The sequence below is a fragment of the Verrucomicrobiia bacterium genome, from assembly GCA_036405135.1.
Taxonomy (GTDB): Bacteria; Verrucomicrobiota; Verrucomicrobiia; order Limisphaerales; family JAEYXS01; genus JAEYXS01.
The window spans coordinates 304325-322521 of sequence record DASWYF010000020.1; the positions used below are offsets into that span (position 1 = coordinate 304325).

Below are 18197 nucleotides of genomic sequence, written 5' to 3' on the forward strand. Positions count from 1 at the left end.
ATGTTACGCGCACTTTATTCTTCAGCGGCGGGCATGCAGTCCCAGCAGACGAATCTCGACGTCATCGCGAACAACCTCGCGAACGTCAACACGACGGGCTTCAAGAAGTCGAAGACGGAGTTCCAAGATCTGCTTTACCAGACATCGCGTGCGCCCGGGGCGGAGCAGGGTGCAGGCAATCAATTGCCCACGGGTGTGCAGATCGGTCATGGCTCGCGATTGGTGGCGACTTCCAAGATTTTTACGACGGGTGAGCTGACGCAGACGGGGGAACGTCTCGATGTGGCGATCCAAGGTGATGGCTTCTTCGAAGTGCAGATGCCGGATGGAACGCGCGCTTACAGCCGCGATGGTGCGCTGAAGACGGCGTCGGATGGACGCATCACGACAAGTGATGGCTTGGTGTTGCAAGGCGGCTTTCAGCCGATCGCTGCGGGAACGACTTCCATCAGCATCTCCCCAACGGGTGAGGTGACGACGAATGGTGCGAATGGGCAGCAGACGTTCCGGGTGCAATTGGTACGGTTCGCGAATCCGTCCGGTTTGGAAAGCGCGGGCCGCAACCTGTATCGCGAAACGGCGGCTTCCGGTCAGGCGGAGCTGGGCAATCCGGGTGAGAATGGTTTCGGTGAACTGCAACAGGGTTTCTTGGAAATGTCCAACGTGAAGGTCGTGGAAGAAATGGTGAACATGATCGTGGCCCAGCGCGCTTACGAGGTGAACTCGAAGGCAGTGCAGGCAGCGGATGAGATGATGCAGATCAGCAACGGCCTGCGTCGTTAACCAGTGATATGAATTTCAGAGCGATCATCCTTTTAGTGCTGGTGTGTGTGGGGCTGGGCGTGCGTGTTAGCGCCGCCCAGTCCAGTCTTTCGCTCGAGTTACCTGCGCAAACGCAAGTGACCGGACAAGGTGTGTTCCCGCGTGATCTGTTCGGGGCCGCATTGGAAGCGCCGCATGTGAGTCTGTTTGAGGCACCAGCGTTCGGGAAGTTGCTGGTGCTGACGCGGGCGCAAGTTGAAACGGCCTTGGTGAAGGCGACGGGCAGCACGAATGCGGTGCAATGGACGGGGGCGGAGAAAGTGACGATCGCACGTCGCAGCCGGATGTTCGGTGAAACGGAGATGCTGGAGATGCTGACGCAGACGTTGCAGCAGGCGCAGGTGCGCGAGCGTGGGGAGTTGGAGCTGCGGCTGAATCGGAGTTGGGCGGAAGTAACGGTGCCGGATGAGCCTTTGACGATGAAGGTGATGGATCTGCCAGCGAGCGGAATCTCCCCTTACTTGATTGTGCGGTTTGAGTTGCTGGCGGGTCGTGAGAGCGCGGGCACCTGGCAGGTGGCGGTGCAGGCGAAGGTTTGGCGCGAGGTGATCGTGGCGCGGCAGGCGGCGATGCGTGGATTGCCGGTAACGCGGTTTGAGTGGGCGACGGAGCGGCGCGATGTGCTGACGATGCGGGATGCGCTGACGGATTTGCCTGCGCCAGCGGAAGTGCTGGAGGTGGCGGAGAGCATTCAGAATGGTGCGACGTTGACGGCGCGGTCGCTGCGTGTTCGGCCAATCATCAATCGCGGCAAGGTGGTGGATGCGCTGGTGCAGAACGGGGCGTTAGAAATTTCGGTGAAGGTGGAAGTGCTGGAGGACGGTTTGCCGGGGCAGACCGTGCGGGTGCGGAATCTGAAGTCCAAACGTGAATTTCGAGGAAAGGTGCAGAATGAACAAACGATTCTTGTTACGCTTTGATCTGGGTGTGCTGCTGCTGACGGCACTTGTGACGGTGATGTCTGTGAACACGGTGAGTGCGCAGTCTCTCTGGAAAGAGGAGACGAGCAAGCCGATGGTCGCGGACAAGAAAGCGCGGGCGGTGGGTGATATCGTCACGATCCTGATCCAGGAAAGCAACACGACGAGCAAGGAGCAGGGCACGCAGACGGCGAAGAAGTCGGGCGTGGATGCGAGCATCGCGTCGTTCCTCTACGGTCCGGCAGCGAGCGGGTTGCTGACAAAGGGCGGCAAGTATCCGGCGATGAAGTTCTCTTCGAGCACGGATTTCGATGGCGGCGGCAAGATTAGCAATTCTGAGAAGATCACAGCGCGCATCTCAGTGCGGGTGATCGAGGTGATGCCAAACGGCAACCTGATGTTGGAAGGCACGCGGCAGACTTCGTTCTCCGGTGAGAGCCAGGAAGCCATCTTACGTGGTGTGGTGCGTACGGAAGATGTGGCGGCGAACAATACGGTTTACAGCTATCAACTGGCGGATGCGACGATCAAGTTCATCTCCAAGGGCACGCTCTCGGATTCGCAGAAGAAGGGCTGGTTCAATCGTGTGTGGGACAAGGTTTCGCCGTTCTAAGCTGGGTTTACTCACTGCCGACATGAAACATTTTCTCACAACTTTGCTGGCCGGGTTGCTGATGCTGGGCGCTGCTCAAGTACAGGCGGCCTCGCGCATCAAGGATATCGCGATGGTGTCCGGTGCGCGTGAGAACCAATTGGTCGGTTACGGCTTGGTAGTCGGTTTGGCGGGAGATGGTGATAAAGACCCGGCTTATACAGTGCAGAGCATGGCGAACATGCTGCAACGGTTCGGGGTGACAGTGCCTTCCGCGACGTTGTCTTCCAAGAATGTGGCGGCGGTGATGGTGACGGCGGATATCCCAGCGTTCGTGAAAAACGGCACGCGCCTGGATGTGACGGTGTCGGCCATCGGTGATGCGAAGACGTTGCAGGGCGGTGTGTTGTTGCAGACGCCGCTCATGGGTGCGGATGGGAAAGTCTATGCAGTGGCGCAAGGCGCGCTGGCGGTCGGTGGATTCATCGGCGGATCGGGCGGTGCGGGTGGAGCGACGGTGCAGAAGAATCATCCGACAGTGGCGCAGATCACTGGCGGAGCGCTGGTGGAAAAAGAGATCGCCACGCAGATCGTACGGGATGATGAGGTGGAATTGCTATTGCGCGATCCGGATTTCACCTCGGCTGCGCGTATGGCGGAGGCGATCAACAAGGTGTTTCCGAACAGTGCCTCGGCGGTTGATACGAGTTCTGTGCGGGTGCAAGTGCCGCCGGGACATTCGGAACGGCCGGTGGATTTCATCGCACGTCTCGAAGCCATCGAAGTGGTGCCGGATATTCCAGCGCGTATCATCATCAATGAACGCACGGGGACGATCGTGGCGACTTCCAAGATACGCATCGCAGCGTGTGCGGTGTCGCACGGTGAACTGACGATCAATGTGGCTTCCTCGCTAGATGTTTCGCAGCCGAATCCGTTGAGCCAGACGGGCAGCACGGTGGTGACGCCACGGACGGATACGAAGGTGAGCGAGGACAAGGGACGGCTCATCGCGCTGGAAGACATGCCGACGATCGACAAGGTGGCGGCGGGATTGAATGCCATCGGCGTGACGCCGCGTGACATGATGGCGATCTTTCAAGCGATGAAACAGGCAGGGGCTTTGCAGGCAGAACTCATTTTGCGCTGATACCTATGGAAATCACAGCTTTCCAACGTCAGGTGAATGCGACGCAGCTTCCGCTGGAGAAGCTGGCGGATAACAAAGATTTGTCCGAGGCGCAGAAGGTCAACGAGGTGAGCCGCCAGTTCGAGGCAGTGTTGCTGCGGCAAATCCTGGCGCAGGCGCAGAAGCCGATGTTTGGTGGTGCGTTGGAATCTAACTCATCCCAGACCTCCATCTACAAGGACATGCTGGTGAACACGATGGCTGAACAGATCAGCCAGTCGGGAACTTTTGGTTTGGGTCGCAATCTGGCTCCGCAACTCTCGCGTGAGCTGAAGGCGACCCAGGAAGCCGCGAAAATTTCTTCTGAACAAAATGGAAACGATTAAACAACTGATCGCCGCCTTGCGCGAGGAACTCCAGCAGTACGGCGAGATGCTCGCCCGGCTGGATGAACAGCAGGACTGTGTCTTGCGCCGTGCCGCAGACGATCTGCTCCGCACGGTGGACGAGGTGCAGAATCAAGGCGTGGTGCTGGCGGAACACCGCCGCGCTCGCGAACAACAACAGCAGGCGACTGCTTTGCAGCTCGGCTTGGCGGCGGATGCGCCGTTGAAAGACATCATCCCGCTCCTGCCGGATGTGTATCGGCCACTCGTGCATGCGCTCATGCAGGAGAACAACGATCTGCTGGTGCGCGTGCAACAACGGGCACGGCAGAATCATCTTTTGCTGACGCGTTCCATGGAGCTGATGCAAAACCTGCTGGGTTCTTTGGTTCCGGCGAACAATGGCGCGGCTTACGGGCAAAACGGCAATGCGTATGCGCGGCCAGTGGGTGGACGCGCGCTTTACGAAGCGGTGGGTTAATCTCCTCTTTTTATGCTCGGACTATTCGGTTCACTGAATCTCGGTGCGCGCTCGTTGCAGACCCAGCAACAGGGCGTGGAGGTGTCCGGCCATAACCTGGCGAACGTCAATACGCCTGGCTATGCACGGCAGCGCTTGCAGATCAGCACAGGCATGGCCCTACCTACAGCGGTGGGTTGGCAGGGAACGGGCGCACTGGGCACGGCGGTGACACAGGCGCGCGATGCGATCTTGGACCGGCAGGCTTTGAGAGAGGGGGCGATCCAGGGTTCGTTGGATTCGCAGATGAAGGCGTTGCAGTTCGCGGAGACATATCTGGGTGAGAAGCTGGACCGGCAGGCGAGCGGCGCGGATGGGACGAGTTCGACGACGAGTGTGGGCGCGCAGCATGGTTTGAGTGAGGGAATCAACTCGCTGTTCGCGGCGTTTCAATCTTTGTCCACGCAACCATCCTCTTTGACGGAGCGGCAGGTGTTGCTGATGAAGGCGACAGATTTAACGACGCGGTTCAATACGACGTCCACGCGGTTGGGTGAACTGGATGCTTCGCTGAATGAATCGCTGACGACGGAGGTTGGATCAGCCAATGGGTTGCTGCGCGATTTGGCGGCGTTGAATGACCGGATCAATCGCGCGGAGATGTCTGATGGCACTCCGGCGAATGACTTGCGCGATCTGCGGCAGCAGAAGCTGGAGGCGCTGGCGAAGTACGTGCCGATGGATGTCGTGGAAACGACGGGCGGGTTGGAGATTTCTGTGGATGGGCAGACGTTGGTGAGCGGTGTCAATCAACTGGATTCATTGGAGACGTATGATGCGGGTGGCGGGCGTTTGCAGGTGCGGACGGTGACGGGAGCCACGGCGTTGAACCTGACGAGCGGTTCGCTGGCGGGGACGATCGAGGTGCGTGATGGGGCGATCGCGCAGTTGCGCAATTCTCTCAATGTGGCGGCGGGCGAATTGATCAGCATGGTGAACACGGCGCATCGGAACGGGTTCAGCCTGAACGATACGACGGGCGCAGATTTCTTTACGGGGACGAACGCGGGCAATATCGCGGTGAACGCGGCGCTGACGGCTGATCCGGTGTTGTTGCAGGCATCGGGTGCGCTGGGCAACAAGGGTGATAACCAGACGATTTTGGCGATGGCGCAGTTGAACACGTCAGCCAGGGCGGCGTTGGGCCAGCAGACGGTTTTCCAATATTTTAGCAAGACGATCGCGGCGGCGGGGCAGGCGCTTTCCAGCGTAACCGCACAGCAATCTGACCAGAAGGTGGTGGTGGATATGCTGAATCGCCAGCGTGATTCGGTGAGCGGTGTGTCACTGGATGAAGAGATGACGGACATGATGAAGTACCAGAAGGCTTACACGGCCTCAGCGAAGTTGATCACGACGATCGATGAGATGCTGGATACGATCATCGGCATGAAACGTTAGGAATGGGGATGAATTTTTCAGAAAATGATTTGCGGACAAAGGGTGTAGGCAATGCGGGCACCTTTCACCCCTTCGCTGGTCCAGCCAAAGACAGGGATGAACGGCGTTTTTCGACGGCCGGTTTACTTTGCGAGTTCGGCGGTGAAGACCAATGTCAGGGCAAAGCGGCAGCTTTGCCCCACCATGAGCAGGAAACAGCGGGCGTTCATTGCGTCACGAAATTTAATACACTGAACTGATATGCGCATCACTTTCAGCACTTTTCCGAATGCCTTGGTCCCGCAACTGGGAACATTGGCATCGCGTCAGGCGAAGCTTCAGACTGAGGCGGCGACGGGGCAGCGCGTGCAGAACGCTTCTGATGATCCGGTGGCGATGCGGCGGGTGCTGGACCTGCAAGCTGAGGCGCAGAGCATGGGGCAGTATCGGAAGAATGTGACGCGCTTGCAGGAGGTGGCCGGGGCTTCTTTCACGGCGATGCGTTCTTTGCAGAAGGTTTCAGATCGCGCTTCTGAGATCGCGACGTTGGCAGATGGGCTCAAATCTCCCGAGGAGATGAAGATTTACGCGGCTGAAGTGAACCAACTCATCCAGCAGGCGGTGCAGACGGCGAATGCGAAGAACCGTGGAGATTATATTTTTGCAGGCACGAAGAACGATCTGCCGCCGTTCACGATGGCGCTGGATGCGAATGGGCAGGTCACGGGGGTGACGTATCAGGGGAATGATTCGGTGGCGGAGAGCGAGATTGTGCCGGGACAGACGATCGCGGTGCAACCGCCGGGTGTGAACACGAGCGGCAGTGGGCCGCAAGGGTTGCTGGGGGATTCGCGCAATGGCTCGGATCTGTTCGGACATCTTATCTCGCTGCGGGATAATCTGCTGGCGGGGAATGCAGCGGGCATAGTGGCGGATCACACGAATCTCGCTAAGGACGAGGACAACCTGATGCAGCAATATGGATTGAATGGGTCGATCCAGTCGCGTCTGGAAGTGACGGCGGCACGGATCGGCGATCAATTGCTCTCGGTGGAATCGGTGGTGTCGCAGGAAGTGGATGCGGATCTGGCGGAGACGCTGGTGAAGCTGAATGAGACGCAGATGGCGTATCAGGCGGCGCTGCAGAGCGGGGCTTCTATCATGAAGATGTCGTTGATGGATTATCTCAGGTGAGTTTCTAGTTTCTGGTTTTGAGTTTCGGGTTGATGAACCACGGATGCGCTGAGGGGGAATTTTAGCCACAGATTGAACACAGATGGAACACGGATGGGGGTGGAAAATCTTGGGCTTCAGGTCGAAGGAAGATTTACCACGGAGACACGGAGAGCGCGGAGGGGGGAGAGTTTTCAACCGAATGGGGTCAAGCGAATGAAGGGGTGATTTTTCGAATCAGGAGATGCGGGAACTTGTTTGTCGCTTGCGTCAGGGTTCAGTTCTCGGAAAAGTGGCGGGGTGAAATCTACCCTGAAGTGCTGGCTGGTGGTGACGGTGTCGTTGTTGATCGGGAATCATCTGCGATTGGATGCGGCGGAGAGTAGCGTTGCGCTGACGAATATCGTGTTCGGGTCGTGCTTGAATAAGGTGGAGCATCCGATGCTGGATCGTACGCTCGAGGTGCCGATGGATCTTTTCATTTTCATGGGGGATAACATTTACGGTGACACGACGAACATGACGGTGATGCGGGCGAAGTATGATGCGCTGAAGAACAGCCGTTTTTTCCAAGGATTGAAGAAGAAGGCGCCGTTTGTAGCGACGTGGGATGATCATGATTACGGGGTGAATGATGGTGGAGCGAACTTTGCTTTTAAGAAGGAATCGCAGGAGGAATTCTATAACTGGCTGGATGAGCCGCAGGATTCGCCACGGCGCAAGCAGGAGGGGGTTTACAGCTCGCACATTTATGGGCCGGAGGGGAAGCGGGTGCAGGTGATCCTTTTGGATACGCGGTATTTTCGGAGTCAATTGACGCGGGGGAATCATGGGATGGAGCCGAGCGGCGGGCCGTATATGCCATCGCCCTTCAAATCCACGACGATGCTGGGGGATACGCAGTGGGTGTGGCTGGCGGAGGAATTAAAGAAACCGGCGGAGGTGAGGTTGATGATCTCGAGCATCCAGTTCGTGCCGGAGTTCTGCGGGTGCGAGGCGTGGGCAAATCTGCCGCATGAGAAGGAGCGGATGCTGGCGCTGATTCAGGAGACGAAGGCGAACGGAATCGTGTTCCTGAGCGGGGACCGGCATTGGTGCGAGCTGTCGCGCATGGACGGGCCGACGGGGTATCCGCTGTATGAATTGACGGCGAGTGCGATGACGCAGGTGCATCCGCGCGGCACGCCGACACCGAATGTGAACCGGCTGATCCCGAAGACATATCATGAGGCGAATGTGGGACAGTTGAGCATCGATTGGGGGAAGAAGGATACGGAGTTGCATTTGAAGATCATTGATGTGAGGGGTGAGGTGCAGATCGAGAAGAAGATCAAGGTGAGTGAGTTGCAGGGGAAGTGATGCCGGTTGCACCGGCGGGCCATTATGGTTTGTGGCGCAGATGCTAATTTGTGGGTGATGAAATAGTTTAATGTTCTGCCGACTGCCAGTCGGCGACATCACCGCAGTCGCGGGACAGGCAGCAGACTGACAGTCTGCGCTACAGTTTAAGATGACGAATGAGGCACCAGTTTTGATTCCGGTGAAGGATCGCAGGCAGGCGATGGACTGGAGCCTGGTGCTGGCGAGCCAGGGGATCGAGGTGGGCATCGCGCAGGTGGAGGGGGAGCGGTTCGCGTTGGAGGTGGCGGCGGTGGATTCCACGCGGGCGTTCCAAGTATTGAAGTTGTATCATAAGGAGACGCGCGGGTGGAACTGGTGGATGGCGCGGACGGAGGAGGGACCGCACTTGGAAACATTGGCGATGTTCTGGGTGCTGGCGTTGATTTTCTGGCATGCGATGGCGGATAAGTGGCCGGGCATCGAGGCTGCCGGGGTGATGGATAGCCAGCGGTTTGCACTGGGGGACTGGTGGCGACTCTTTACGGCGGTGACGTTGCACAGCGATCTGGCGCATCTGGCGGCGAATTGTTCCATCGGCCTATTGTTTTTTTGTCTGGCGGGAGCGCGGTATGGATTGGGGATTTCGCTGCTGACGTCTTACCTGGCGGGTGTGCTGGGGAATGTGGCGGGATGGATGGTGTATGACGGGCCTTACAATAGTCTCGGTGCTTCGGGGATGGTGATGGGGGCTGTGGGATTGATCATTGCGCGGCCGGTGATCGGACAGGCGCCGATGTTGAAGTGGAAGGGGCTGCTGGTGACGCTCAGCGCGGGGGCGATGTTATTCCTGCTGGTGGGTGCGAGCGGGAGTCCGGAGACGGATATGGTGGCGCATGTTGCGGGGTTTGTGGCGGGGCTGGTGTTTGGGTGGAGATTGCGCCGCTGGCCGCAGATGAAGGAGCCGCGCGTCCAAAATCGAGCGTTATCACTTTTTCTTTTCATGCTGTCTGTCCCGTGGTGTCTCGCCTTGGGACGCTCTTGAGGTGTGCTTTCGTAGCGAAGTGTCCTGTCACATTGCTGACATGGGAACGTTGCCGTTTCGTAGGGGGCTCACCATTTTTCTGTAACATGGTTTCCCTAGAGTTTCGTTTCGCGACAGGAAAACCAATTCCTGTCAGTTCTTGGAACACACGATATGAAACGTACACTTTGGGCGTTAGCCCTTCTTCTTGCGGGCCAGTTCGCCGCGGTGGTGGCCGGTGAAGTCACCATCAAGGGTTCGGATACCATGGTCATCCTCGCGCAGCGGTGGGCGGAGACTTTCATGAAGCAGACGTCGGGTGTGAACATCCAGGTGACGGGTGGCGGATCGGGAACGGGCATCGCGGCACTGCGCAACAACTCGACGGATATCGCCACGGCTTCCCGGGCGATGAAGCCGAAGGAGATGGCGGACCTCATCGCCACGCACGGGGCGAAGCCGCTGGAGATCAAGACCTCGCTGGATGGTCTCTCGGTGTATGTGCATGCGAGCAATCCCATGAAGGAGATCAGCTTTGCCCAGTTGGACCGCATCTTCCGCGGGCAGGCGCGCAACTGGAGCGAGTTCGGCGGGCCGGACAAACCGATCGTGATTTACAGCCGGGAGAACAATTCCGGCACGTATGCCTATTTCAAAGAACACGTGTTGAAGGAACAGGATTTTTCCGCGCGCGCCCTGACGATGGTGGGCACGGCGGCCTTGATCAATGCCGTCTCCAAAGACCCGGGCGCCATCGGTTACGGCGGCATCGGTTACGCGAGCGGGGTGAAATCGCTCATGGTGAAGGAAAAGGATACGGATGAAGCGTGCCTGCCCACGGATGAGAATGTGATCTCCGGCAAGTATCCGCTTTCACGTTATCTGTTCTTCTACCTCATGCCCGGCGGCATGAGCGGTGATGTGAAGAAGTTCGTCGATTGGGTGGTGACGCCGGCCGGGCAGGAAGTTGTGACGGCGGCGGGTTATATCCCGTTGCCGGCGGCCAAGCCGGCTCCAGCCGTTGCGGTCGCTACCACGGCCCCGGCGATGGTCGCCAAAGCTCCAGTGGCGGTTGCTTCACAGCCGGTGAGTGCCTTTGTGCCAGCACAAGCGGTTGCCGCCCCCTCTCCGCAAACGGTGCAGCCGGTGGTCGCGCAAGTCCAGCCGATGGCGGCCCAGCCGGTGCCGCAGCAGCATGTTTACCAACAACCGCAGGCTTATGTGGCGCAGCCTGCTTACAATCCGACCTCGGCCATCGAGTCGTTGCTCGAGCAATCGGCCGCTCTGGGCAAGCGCGAGGCGATGATGGCGGGGCGCGAGGAATCTTTCGCGTCGCGTGAAGCCAAACTGGCCGATCGTGAGGCGCGGTTGGTGGGCAAGGAATCCGAAGTGGGAGTGCGGGAAGCGGGGTTGGTCTCCAAGGAAAAGGAGCTCACCGCCAAGGAGAAGGAATTGATGCGGATTGAAGACGAGCTGAACAAAGGCCGCCGCGATTCAAACCGTTCCAATCTGTTCCGCCGTTAGTCACGAGACCTTGAACTTGAGCTGAGTAGTGAACATGCAGAAGCAAAATCAGAACGCCAACGGTACTGAACCGGCATGGAACCCGGTGCCGGAGCTGTGCGGCTACCGTGAGAGCATCTGGGTATGGCTCGTGGAGCGCGGCAGCGTGGCGGTGTCCGGACTGGTGATCGCGTTGCTGGTGCTCATCTTCGTGTTCATGTTCAAGGAGTCCATGCCCATCATGCTGGGGCAGATGGACAACGCACGTTCAGGCAAGACGCTGACTTGGGCCGAAGTGCAGGCGCTAAAACCGGAGGAGCAGGCGGCATATCTGGGATTGAAACTGGAGAAGATACAGGGTTTTACACCGGACATCCTGCAATCCCTGGTGGAGCTTAAGGCGGAGGAGAAAAAGGCCAAGGCGAACCCGGATACGGCACTCAATACCACCTCGTGGATGATGATGCTGAAGCCTTATCAATGGACGGGCTACGAGGCGAAATCGTATGTGTGGCAGCCGAATTCCGAGGTGCAGAAGTATAATATCATTCCGCTCGCCGTGGGCAGTTTGAAGATCTCGATCGTCGCGATTCTGGTCGCCGTGCCCCTGGCGGTGATCGCGGCGCTTTATCTTTCGCAAATGGCTCCGACGGCGGTCCGCGAGATCGTGAAGCCGGCCATCGAGATGCTGGCGGGCATTCCGACGGTGGTGCTGGGTTTCTTCGGCCTGATGATCATGGCCACGGTGATGCAGAACACGTTCGGCTATGAGTATCGCCTGAATGTGTTTGTGGCGGGAGTGGTCACGGCACTGGCGATCATCCCGATCGTGTTCACCGTTTCCGAGGACGCGCTGAGTGCGGTGCCGATCGCGCATCGGGACGCGGCTTACGCGATGGGTGCTTCACCCTGGTATGCTTCCATCTTCGTCGTGCTGCCCGCAGCGATGCCGGGTGTGGCGGCCGCGGTGTTGCTTGGTTTTGGCCGGGCCATCGGCGAGACGATGATCGCGTTGATGATCTCCGGCAATGCGTTCCTGATGGGACCGAGTTTTTTTGAACCGGGCCGCACGATTCCGGCCACGATCGGCTCGGAGCTGGCGGAGACGGCGTATCAGGGGCAGCACTACCGCATCCTCTTTCTCATCGGCACGCTGCTGTTCTGCTTCACCTTTGTGATGAACCTCATCGGCGACCAGATCATCCATCACCTGAAGGCGCGGCTGGAAGGTTCCGTGTCTCATGAGCATCACACGGTGGCGCAACCGGAAGCACCGAACGCAAATCTCAATCTTTGATCACTGACTGACGCAATGGACGCACTGGCTTATCTGCAAGAAGACCGCACGACGCGTGAACGCGCCGAGCATGGCTACATCTGGCTCATGTCCCTGGCGGCGCTGGCGATCGTGGGCATGGTGGTGTGGATCATCGGCGAGATCCTGCTCAAGGGGTATCACGGCCTGAATCCGGCATTCATCTTTGGCGGCATCGAGGCGGGCATGTTCTCGGTGGAGAAGTCGGGCGTGTTCCCGATGCTGTTTGGAACGGTGGCGCTGGTGATGATCATGACGGTGATGGTGGTGCCTTTCGGTGTCATCACCGCCGTGTATCTGCATGAGTATGCGGACCAGCAGGCGTGGTGGACGCGGACGATCCGCCTGGCGGTGAACAATCTTGCCGGTGTGCCGGCGATCGTGTTCGGGCTCTTCGGCCTGGGCTTCTTCGTCTATTTCATCGGCGGCGGTTTTGACCGGCTGATGAACCATCCCACGCCGGTGTGGGGCAAGCCGGCCTTGATCTGGGCTTCCTTCACGATGGCGGTGCTGACTTTGCCGGTGGTGGTGGTCTCGACGGAAGAAGCGCTTCGTGCTGTGCCGCAATCCATCCGTGATGCGAGCATGGGATTGGGCGCGGGCAAGCTGGAGACGTTATGGCGACTGGTCATCCCGCAGGCGATGCCGGGCATCTTGACGGGGGCCATCCTGGCGATCAGCCGGGGCGCGGGTGAGGTGGCGCCCATCATGTTCACGGGGGCGGCGTATCTGGCGCCGTTGCCGGATTCATTGAACGACCAGTTCATGGAGCTGGGTTACCACATCCTCATCCTCGCGACGCAGTCGCCCGATGTGGAGGCGACGAAGCCGCTGCTCTTTGCCACGGTGCTGGTGCTGATCGCACTGACCTGTGCCTTGAACTTGCTGGCCATCCTGGGCCGCGCTTATCTGCGGCGCAAATACCGTCAACTGCATCACTAAGATTTTAGGTTCTATGGCTTCTCCAACTCCTTCACGTCCCGCGATCAAAATCGCACCGACGGCGGTGGTGCCGGTCACTCCGGTTGAGCCGGAAGTGCCGGTCGCCGTGGTCACGGAAAATGAACTGGCTCCGGTTGCTATGCCGCTGGCGCAAGTGAGCGGTGGTAACAGCAACCGCCTGCGGCCCACGGTGGAGGTACACTCCGCCCATGCCTCAATGTCGGCCAAGCCGGAAGGGCCGAAAGCCGAGTGCGTGGACATAAAGAATCTCTCGCTGTACTACGGGCCGAACCAGGTGCTGCAGGACATCTCCTTTCCCATCAAAGAAAAGCGCGTGACGGCACTAATCGGGCCGTCGGGCTGCGGCAAGTCCACGTTGTTACGCTGCCTGAACCGGATGAACGACCAGATCCCGCGCTGCAAGGTGATCGGGCAGGTGACCTTCCATGGATTGAACATCTATGCGCCGAATGTGAATTCCACGCGTTTGCGCCGTTTCGTGGGCATGGTGTTCCAGCGTTCGAATCCGTTCCCGAAAAGCATTTTTGAGAATGTCGCCTTTGGCATCCGCCTGCACAAGCTGGCGCGGACGGAGGTGGAGATGAAGCTGATGGTGGAGGAGGCGCTCATGCGGGTGGGTCTCTGGGATGAGGTGAAGGACCGTCTGAACCAGAACGCGCTGAATCTCTCCGGCGGCCAGCAGCAACGCCTGTGCATCGCGCGCACGATCGCGGTGAAGCCCAAGGTGATCCTGATGGATGAACCGGCCTCCGCGCTCGATCCGCTGGCGACGGCGCGCATTGAGGAGCTGATCCGGGAATTGCAACGCGACTACACCATCGTGCTGGTGACACATAACCTGCAACAGGCGGGGCGTTGCTCGGATTACACGGCGTTCCTTTATCTGGGGAAGATGGTGGAGTATGACGAGACGGCCACGATGTTTTCACGACCAAGGCAGACGTTGACGGAGAATTATATCATGGGCCGGTTCGGTTGATCTTACCGGAACGGGGACATGGGGAGACACGAATCATGCAAACGAAATCCATACTGGCGCACGATCTGGTGGAGCACAGCACGGTGCTGGACGGGAACACCCGTGTCCGCGATCTGCTGGCATGGTTCAAGACGAATGCCAATGTGCATTACGTGGCGGTCACGGACCAAGGCGGTCTCGGCGGCATCGTGGGTCGTGACCAGCTCAATGCGCGGCTGGCGGACAAGTATGGCTGGTCGGTGCTGGCGGACCGGCCGCTGACGACGATCATGAATCCCGCGCCAGTGATCGTGGAGGGGAGCATGGAGCTGCACTCCATCACGCACTTCCTGCTGAACACGCCGGCGGATGGCAGTGATTTTTACCAGGACATGGTGATCCTGAAGGATGGCCAATTCATCGGCCTGGCTTCCGTGAAGCGGCTGCTCTACAAGCAGATGGAGCAGATCCAGGTGCAGATGGCGGCGATCGAGCGGCAGGCGGAAACGCTGGCGTTGAAGAACCAGGAGCTGGTCTCGACCAGCTTGAAGCTGCAAGACAACGAGCAGGAGCTGCGACAATTCTTCGAGACCTGTTCGGTGCCGTTGCTGGAACTGGACGGCAGCAATCATTTTGTGCAGGCGAACCGGCGTTTTCTGAGGTTGCTCGGCTACAAGGCGGAGGAGCTGGGGCCGGAGATCGCGGATACGGGCCTGGTGCGTGGCGGGGTGGCGGAGCTGCAGGCGGCGGTGATACGCAATGAACGCGCGATGGGCGAGAGCAAGTCCATCTACTTCATGGTTCTGCGGCACAAGAATGGATCGGAGATCGGTGTGGAGGCCTCGATGGATGTGGATGAGGTGCGGCGGCGGACGGTGTTGAGCGTGCTGCGGGTGGCGACGGAGGATGAGTTGCGCTTGCATCTGCGGCTGTTGCGCGAGGCGGAGGGCAAGGGTGCGCTGGCGCAGAACATCGTGAGTTCGATCATCGATCGCGGCAATGACACGACGCGGATGGTGAGGAAGGTGGAGTCCATGATCTCCGTGGCGGACAAGCTGGAGCACGCGGACCAGAGCAATACTTTCAACGGGGACATCGCGGATTTCAGTGTGACGGACCTGGCGCAGTTGCTGGTCATGGGGAGCAAGACGGGGCAATTGGGGATCCAGAGCGATGTGTTTTGGGGGATGGCGTATTTCGACCGGGGCCGCATAGTGCATGCGGAGACGGTGAACAAGAAGGGGGAGGCAGCGCTCTTCGCGATGGTGGGGGTGAAGAAGGGGACGTTTGTGTTCACTTATGACGAACGGGCACCGCAGGTGACGATCGATGAAGATCCCACGACGTTGCTCATCCGTGTGTGTTCCGGGGTGGATGAGGGCCGGGGAGATTCGAACACTTACCGTTTGGATACTGAATCCAACTCGCTGACGGCGGTGGGTTGAGCGGTTTGCTCCGGTGTCCCGGCTGTGGCGGTAAATTTCAGGCCGATGATGCCGGCGATGATGAGGGCGATGCTGAGGAGGCGCAGCCAATCTTTGGATTCATTAAAGAGGATGATGCCCGCGATGGCTCCACCGGCGGCGCCGATGCCGGTCCAGATGGCGTAGGCGGTGCCCATGGGGATGGTTTTGATGGCGAGGGAGACGACGAACATGCTGGCGATGAGGGCGAGCACGACGATGAGGCTGGGCCAGAAATTCCGGAAGCCGTTGGAGTATTTCATGGCGATCAACCAGACGATCTCAAGTGCCCCGCCGAGGAAAAGATAGAACCAAGCCATGGTAAAATAATTGTTATTCTTTGAAAAGAGGAAGGGAGTGTCGGTGGATAAGGGGGAAATTTCAAGGTATGGAAGGTGTGTGGGCGAAAAAAGGGGAGGAGAGGGTGTGTGAATACAATGTATTTACAAAAAGTTTTCCGGGCGCAGATGGGGTGAAACCCTAGGTATGAGGTTCATTTGGGCAAAGATTTGAGTTTGCGAGAAGTGATTGGGTGGGTGCTTGGTTCTTATGTATCTATTTGATTTTTAAGGTGTTAGGTATTTATTTTGAGGTGGAAAACGGGGTTTGGAAACTTGAGTAGATTGAATCCGGAGAAGTACGCAGAAATGTAACCTTAGGTGGTAAAAAAAGCCGTTGACTTGAAGGTGAATGTGAAGCAGACTGCACGCGCACACTAAATCAGGAAGTAAACTCTTAAATGAAAACTAAAGCTCTCCTTCTCGCAGGACTGGTTTCGCTGGCTGGCGTAGCCGCGACGCAGGCGCAGACGGTTTATTCCGTGAACGTAGTTGGGTTTGTCAATGTTGACGTTCCCGCTGGTGGTTTTGTGTTGGTTGGCAATCCGCTGAATACTTCGGGGAATACGCTGGATGCGATTTTGCCGAGTGTCCCTAATAACACAACGAAGGTATTCCGCTTTGATTCCGGTACGGGTGGTTACATTTTGCATACCAAGCGCAGCACGGGTTGGCAGCCCGATGGTGCTACTACAGTAGTGGCGCCCGGTGAAGGCTTCTTTGTGCAGAACACTGCAGCAAGTGCCATCACGCTGACCTTCACGGGTGAGCTTCTGCAAAGCAGTGGATCCACTCCGATCACTCGCAACATTCCGCAGGGGTTTTCTTTGCTCTCCAGCTTTATCCCGTCGTCTGGTTTGGTTCAGACACAGTTGGGCTTGCCGGCCCAGAACGGGGATCGCGTGTATAAGTTCGTCAACGGTGGTTACGAATTGTATACGCGCCGCACAAGTTCTTGGAGTTCTCCGGGTGAGCCGACGATGAATGTGGCTGAAGGTTTCTTCTACCAGAATAATTCAGGTTCAGCGCAAACTTGGCAGCGCGTGTTCAGCGTGACTGAATAATAATCATCAACCAAAGCTTCGTTTTATATGAAAAAATTTATTCAAGCTATCGCACTGGCAGTTTTGATGACGGCGTCATCTGCTTTCGCGCAGACTGGTCCGGTGTTGCTGAATAACTACGACAGCAACAATGCAATCTTTGCTCCGGGTGGCTCCTTGGCGTCCGGCAGTGTGTTTGTGCAGTTGTTTGCGGGCACGGATGCTGGCAATTTGGTATTGGTGAGTAACAGCGGCGGTCAAAACACGTTCTCCTTGTTGGAGCCGGGCTTTTTTGACAGCGGCTTTGGCTACACGGGCTTGCCGAACAATAGCAGCGGTTACTTCCGTTTAGTTGCTTGGAGTGGTGGCTCTACTTTTGACACAGCTCAAATCCGCGGCAGTGTGGATTGGACGCAGACTGTGGGCAACCAAAACCCTGGTAGCCCGTTGCTGCCGCCACCGACCTCGGCTGTTTTGAACAACCCTGTCTTGAACATGGCTGTTGTTCCCGAGCCGACGACAATCGCTCTTGGTGTGTTGGGTGGTTTGGGTTTGCTGGCCCGCCGCCGCAAGAATGCTTAAGAGTTAGTTACTTTAGTTAGTGTGCAAATTAAACCCCGGCTTCGGCCGGGGTTTTTGCTTTTCCGGATTTGCCTGAAACGGAAAAAGAAAAAGGGCTCAATCAATGGATGCCATTGATTGAGCCGAATTTGAAATCGCGCTGGCGATCGAAATCAAACTAGCCGGAGCGGCGGAGCCATTTCACCATTTCATTGGCGAAAGCAGGCAGGTCCTTTGGTGTGCGGCTAGAAATCAGATTGCCATCGACTACGGCGGCCTCATCCACCCAGATGGCGCCAGCATTAATCAAATCGTCTTTGATGCCAAGGGATCCAGTGGCTTTCTTACCTTTCAGGATTTTGGCGGAGATGGGAATCCAGCCGCCGTGGCAGATGAAGGCGACCAAGTTGCCGCGTTCATGAAAATCCTTCACCAGTGAAAGCACTTTGGGATCGCGACGCAACTTGTCTGGCATGAAGCCACCCGGAATCAGCAGGCCGCAGTAATCCATGGTGCGGATGCGGCTGATCTCAATTTCTGTTTCTGCGGGATAGCCGTGCTTGCCCTTGTAAACTTTGATCTCTTCGCCAGCGAGTTTGGTGTCGTAGCCGGCCTCTTCGAGGCGCAGTTTGGGATACCACAATTCCAAGTCCTCGTAGATATCGTCCACCAGAGCGAGCAGCTTCTTTTGCATAGGCCAATTTTTGCAAAGAGTGCCTGAACTCTATCTGCAAGGGAAGAAACAACTGAGCCTTTGACAGTTCATTTG

The 18197-nt window shown here is 57.8% G+C and carries 19 protein-coding genes; 17 read left to right on the top strand and 2 right to left on the bottom strand.

The window, feature by feature from the left end; all coding sequences use genetic code 11:
• The 15 genes from flgG to VGH19_10030 all read left to right on the top strand — a co-directional run bounded on the left by flgG (position 1) and on the right by VGH19_10030 (position 15468).
• Positions 1–783: a flagellar basal-body rod protein FlgG gene (gene flgG, locus VGH19_09960; protein HEY1171684.1), complete on the top strand. Its 783-nt coding sequence runs from the start codon at positions 1–3 to the stop codon at positions 781–783.
• Between the two features lie 8 nt (positions 784–791).
• Entirely contained in the window at positions 792–1742 is a 951-nt protein-coding gene (gene flgA / locus VGH19_09965) for a flagellar basal body P-ring formation chaperone FlgA (GenBank protein ID HEY1171685.1), read from the top strand.
• A complete protein-coding gene (locus VGH19_09970) occupies positions 1714–2355 on the top strand; it encodes a flagellar basal body L-ring protein FlgH (GenBank protein HEY1171686.1) in 642 nt (213 codons plus the stop codon). Before flgA ends, VGH19_09970 begins: the two co-directional genes overlap by 29 nt.
• A 22-nt stretch (positions 2356–2377) precedes the next feature.
• Positions 2378–3484, top strand: coding sequence for a flagellar basal body P-ring protein FlgI (locus VGH19_09975; protein ID HEY1171687.1), 1107 nt, complete (start codon positions 2378–2380; stop codon positions 3482–3484).
• 5 nt (positions 3485–3489) lie between these two features.
• The gene (locus tag VGH19_09980) at positions 3490–3849 is read left to right on the top strand and encodes a rod-binding protein (GenBank protein HEY1171688.1); all 360 of its coding nucleotides are present in this window, start codon (positions 3490–3492) and stop codon (positions 3847–3849) included.
• A complete protein-coding gene (gene flgN, locus VGH19_09985) occupies positions 3836–4330 on the top strand; it encodes a flagellar export chaperone FlgN (protein HEY1171689.1) in 495 nt (164 codons plus the stop codon). Before VGH19_09980 ends, flgN begins: the two co-directional genes overlap by 14 nt.
• A 12-nt stretch (positions 4331–4342) precedes the next feature.
• Positions 4343–5770, top strand: a complete 1428-nt coding sequence (flgK, locus tag VGH19_09990) for a flagellar hook-associated protein FlgK (protein ID HEY1171690.1) — start codon at positions 4343–4345, stop codon at positions 5768–5770.
• Positions 5771–6010: 240 nt separating this feature from the next.
• Positions 6011–6943: a flagellin gene (locus VGH19_09995; protein HEY1171691.1), complete on the top strand. Its 933-nt coding sequence runs from the start codon at positions 6011–6013 to the stop codon at positions 6941–6943.
• Positions 6944–7222: 279 nt separating this feature from the next.
• Positions 7223–8281: an alkaline phosphatase D family protein gene (locus VGH19_10000; protein ID HEY1171692.1), complete on the top strand. Its 1059-nt coding sequence runs from the start codon at positions 7223–7225 to the stop codon at positions 8279–8281.
• Positions 8282–8432: 151 nt separating this feature from the next.
• Positions 8433–9305: a rhomboid family intramembrane serine protease gene (locus VGH19_10005; protein ID HEY1171693.1), complete on the top strand. Its 873-nt coding sequence runs from the start codon at positions 8433–8435 to the stop codon at positions 9303–9305.
• Positions 9306–9458: 153 nt separating this feature from the next.
• Positions 9459–10808: a phosphate ABC transporter substrate-binding protein PstS family protein gene (locus tag VGH19_10010; protein ID HEY1171694.1), complete on the top strand. Its 1350-nt coding sequence runs from the start codon at positions 9459–9461 to the stop codon at positions 10806–10808.
• Between the two features lie 34 nt (positions 10809–10842).
• Positions 10843–12084, top strand: coding sequence for a phosphate ABC transporter permease subunit PstC (pstC, locus tag VGH19_10015; protein ID HEY1171695.1), 1242 nt, complete (start codon positions 10843–10845; stop codon positions 12082–12084).
• Positions 12085–12171: 87 nt separating this feature from the next.
• Positions 12172–13044, top strand: coding sequence for a phosphate ABC transporter permease PstA (gene pstA / locus VGH19_10020; GenBank protein HEY1171696.1), 873 nt, complete (start codon positions 12172–12174; stop codon positions 13042–13044).
• A 13-nt stretch (positions 13045–13057) separates the two neighbouring features.
• Positions 13058–14044 carry a phosphate ABC transporter ATP-binding protein PstB gene (pstB, locus tag VGH19_10025; GenBank protein ID HEY1171697.1) on the top strand — a complete coding sequence of 329 codons (987 nt, stop codon included), beginning with the start codon at positions 13058–13060 and terminating at the stop codon, positions 14042–14044.
• A gap of 35 nt (positions 14045–14079) precedes the next feature.
• A complete protein-coding gene (locus VGH19_10030; GenBank protein HEY1171698.1) occupies positions 14080–15468 on the top strand; it encodes a DUF4388 domain-containing protein in 1389 nt (462 codons plus the stop codon).
• On the opposite strand, the gene VGH19_10035 is transcribed toward VGH19_10030, so the two are convergent.
• Positions 15423–15806, bottom strand: a complete 384-nt coding sequence (locus tag VGH19_10035) for a multidrug efflux SMR transporter (GenBank protein HEY1171699.1) — start codon at positions 15804–15806, stop codon at positions 15423–15425. The genes VGH19_10030 and VGH19_10035 overlap by 46 nt on opposite strands.
• A 419-nt stretch (positions 15807–16225) precedes the next feature.
• On the opposite strand from VGH19_10035, the gene VGH19_10040 reads away from it, so the two are divergent.
• Both VGH19_10040 and VGH19_10045 read left to right on the top strand, forming a co-directional pair.
• The gene (locus VGH19_10040) at positions 16226–16888 is read left to right on the top strand and encodes a hypothetical protein (protein HEY1171700.1); all 663 of its coding nucleotides are present in this window, start codon (positions 16226–16228) and stop codon (positions 16886–16888) included.
• 27 nt (positions 16889–16915) lie between these two features.
• Positions 16916–17449: a PEP-CTERM sorting domain-containing protein gene (locus VGH19_10045; GenBank protein ID HEY1171701.1), complete on the top strand. Its 534-nt coding sequence runs from the start codon at positions 16916–16918 to the stop codon at positions 17447–17449.
• 157 nt (positions 17450–17606) lie between these two features.
• On the opposite strand, the gene VGH19_10050 is transcribed toward VGH19_10045, so the two are convergent.
• Positions 17607–18122 carry a type 1 glutamine amidotransferase domain-containing protein gene (locus tag VGH19_10050; protein HEY1171702.1) on the bottom strand — a complete coding sequence of 172 codons (516 nt, stop codon included), beginning with the start codon at positions 18120–18122 and terminating at the stop codon, positions 17607–17609.
• Positions 18123–18197: the final 75 nt, after the last annotated feature.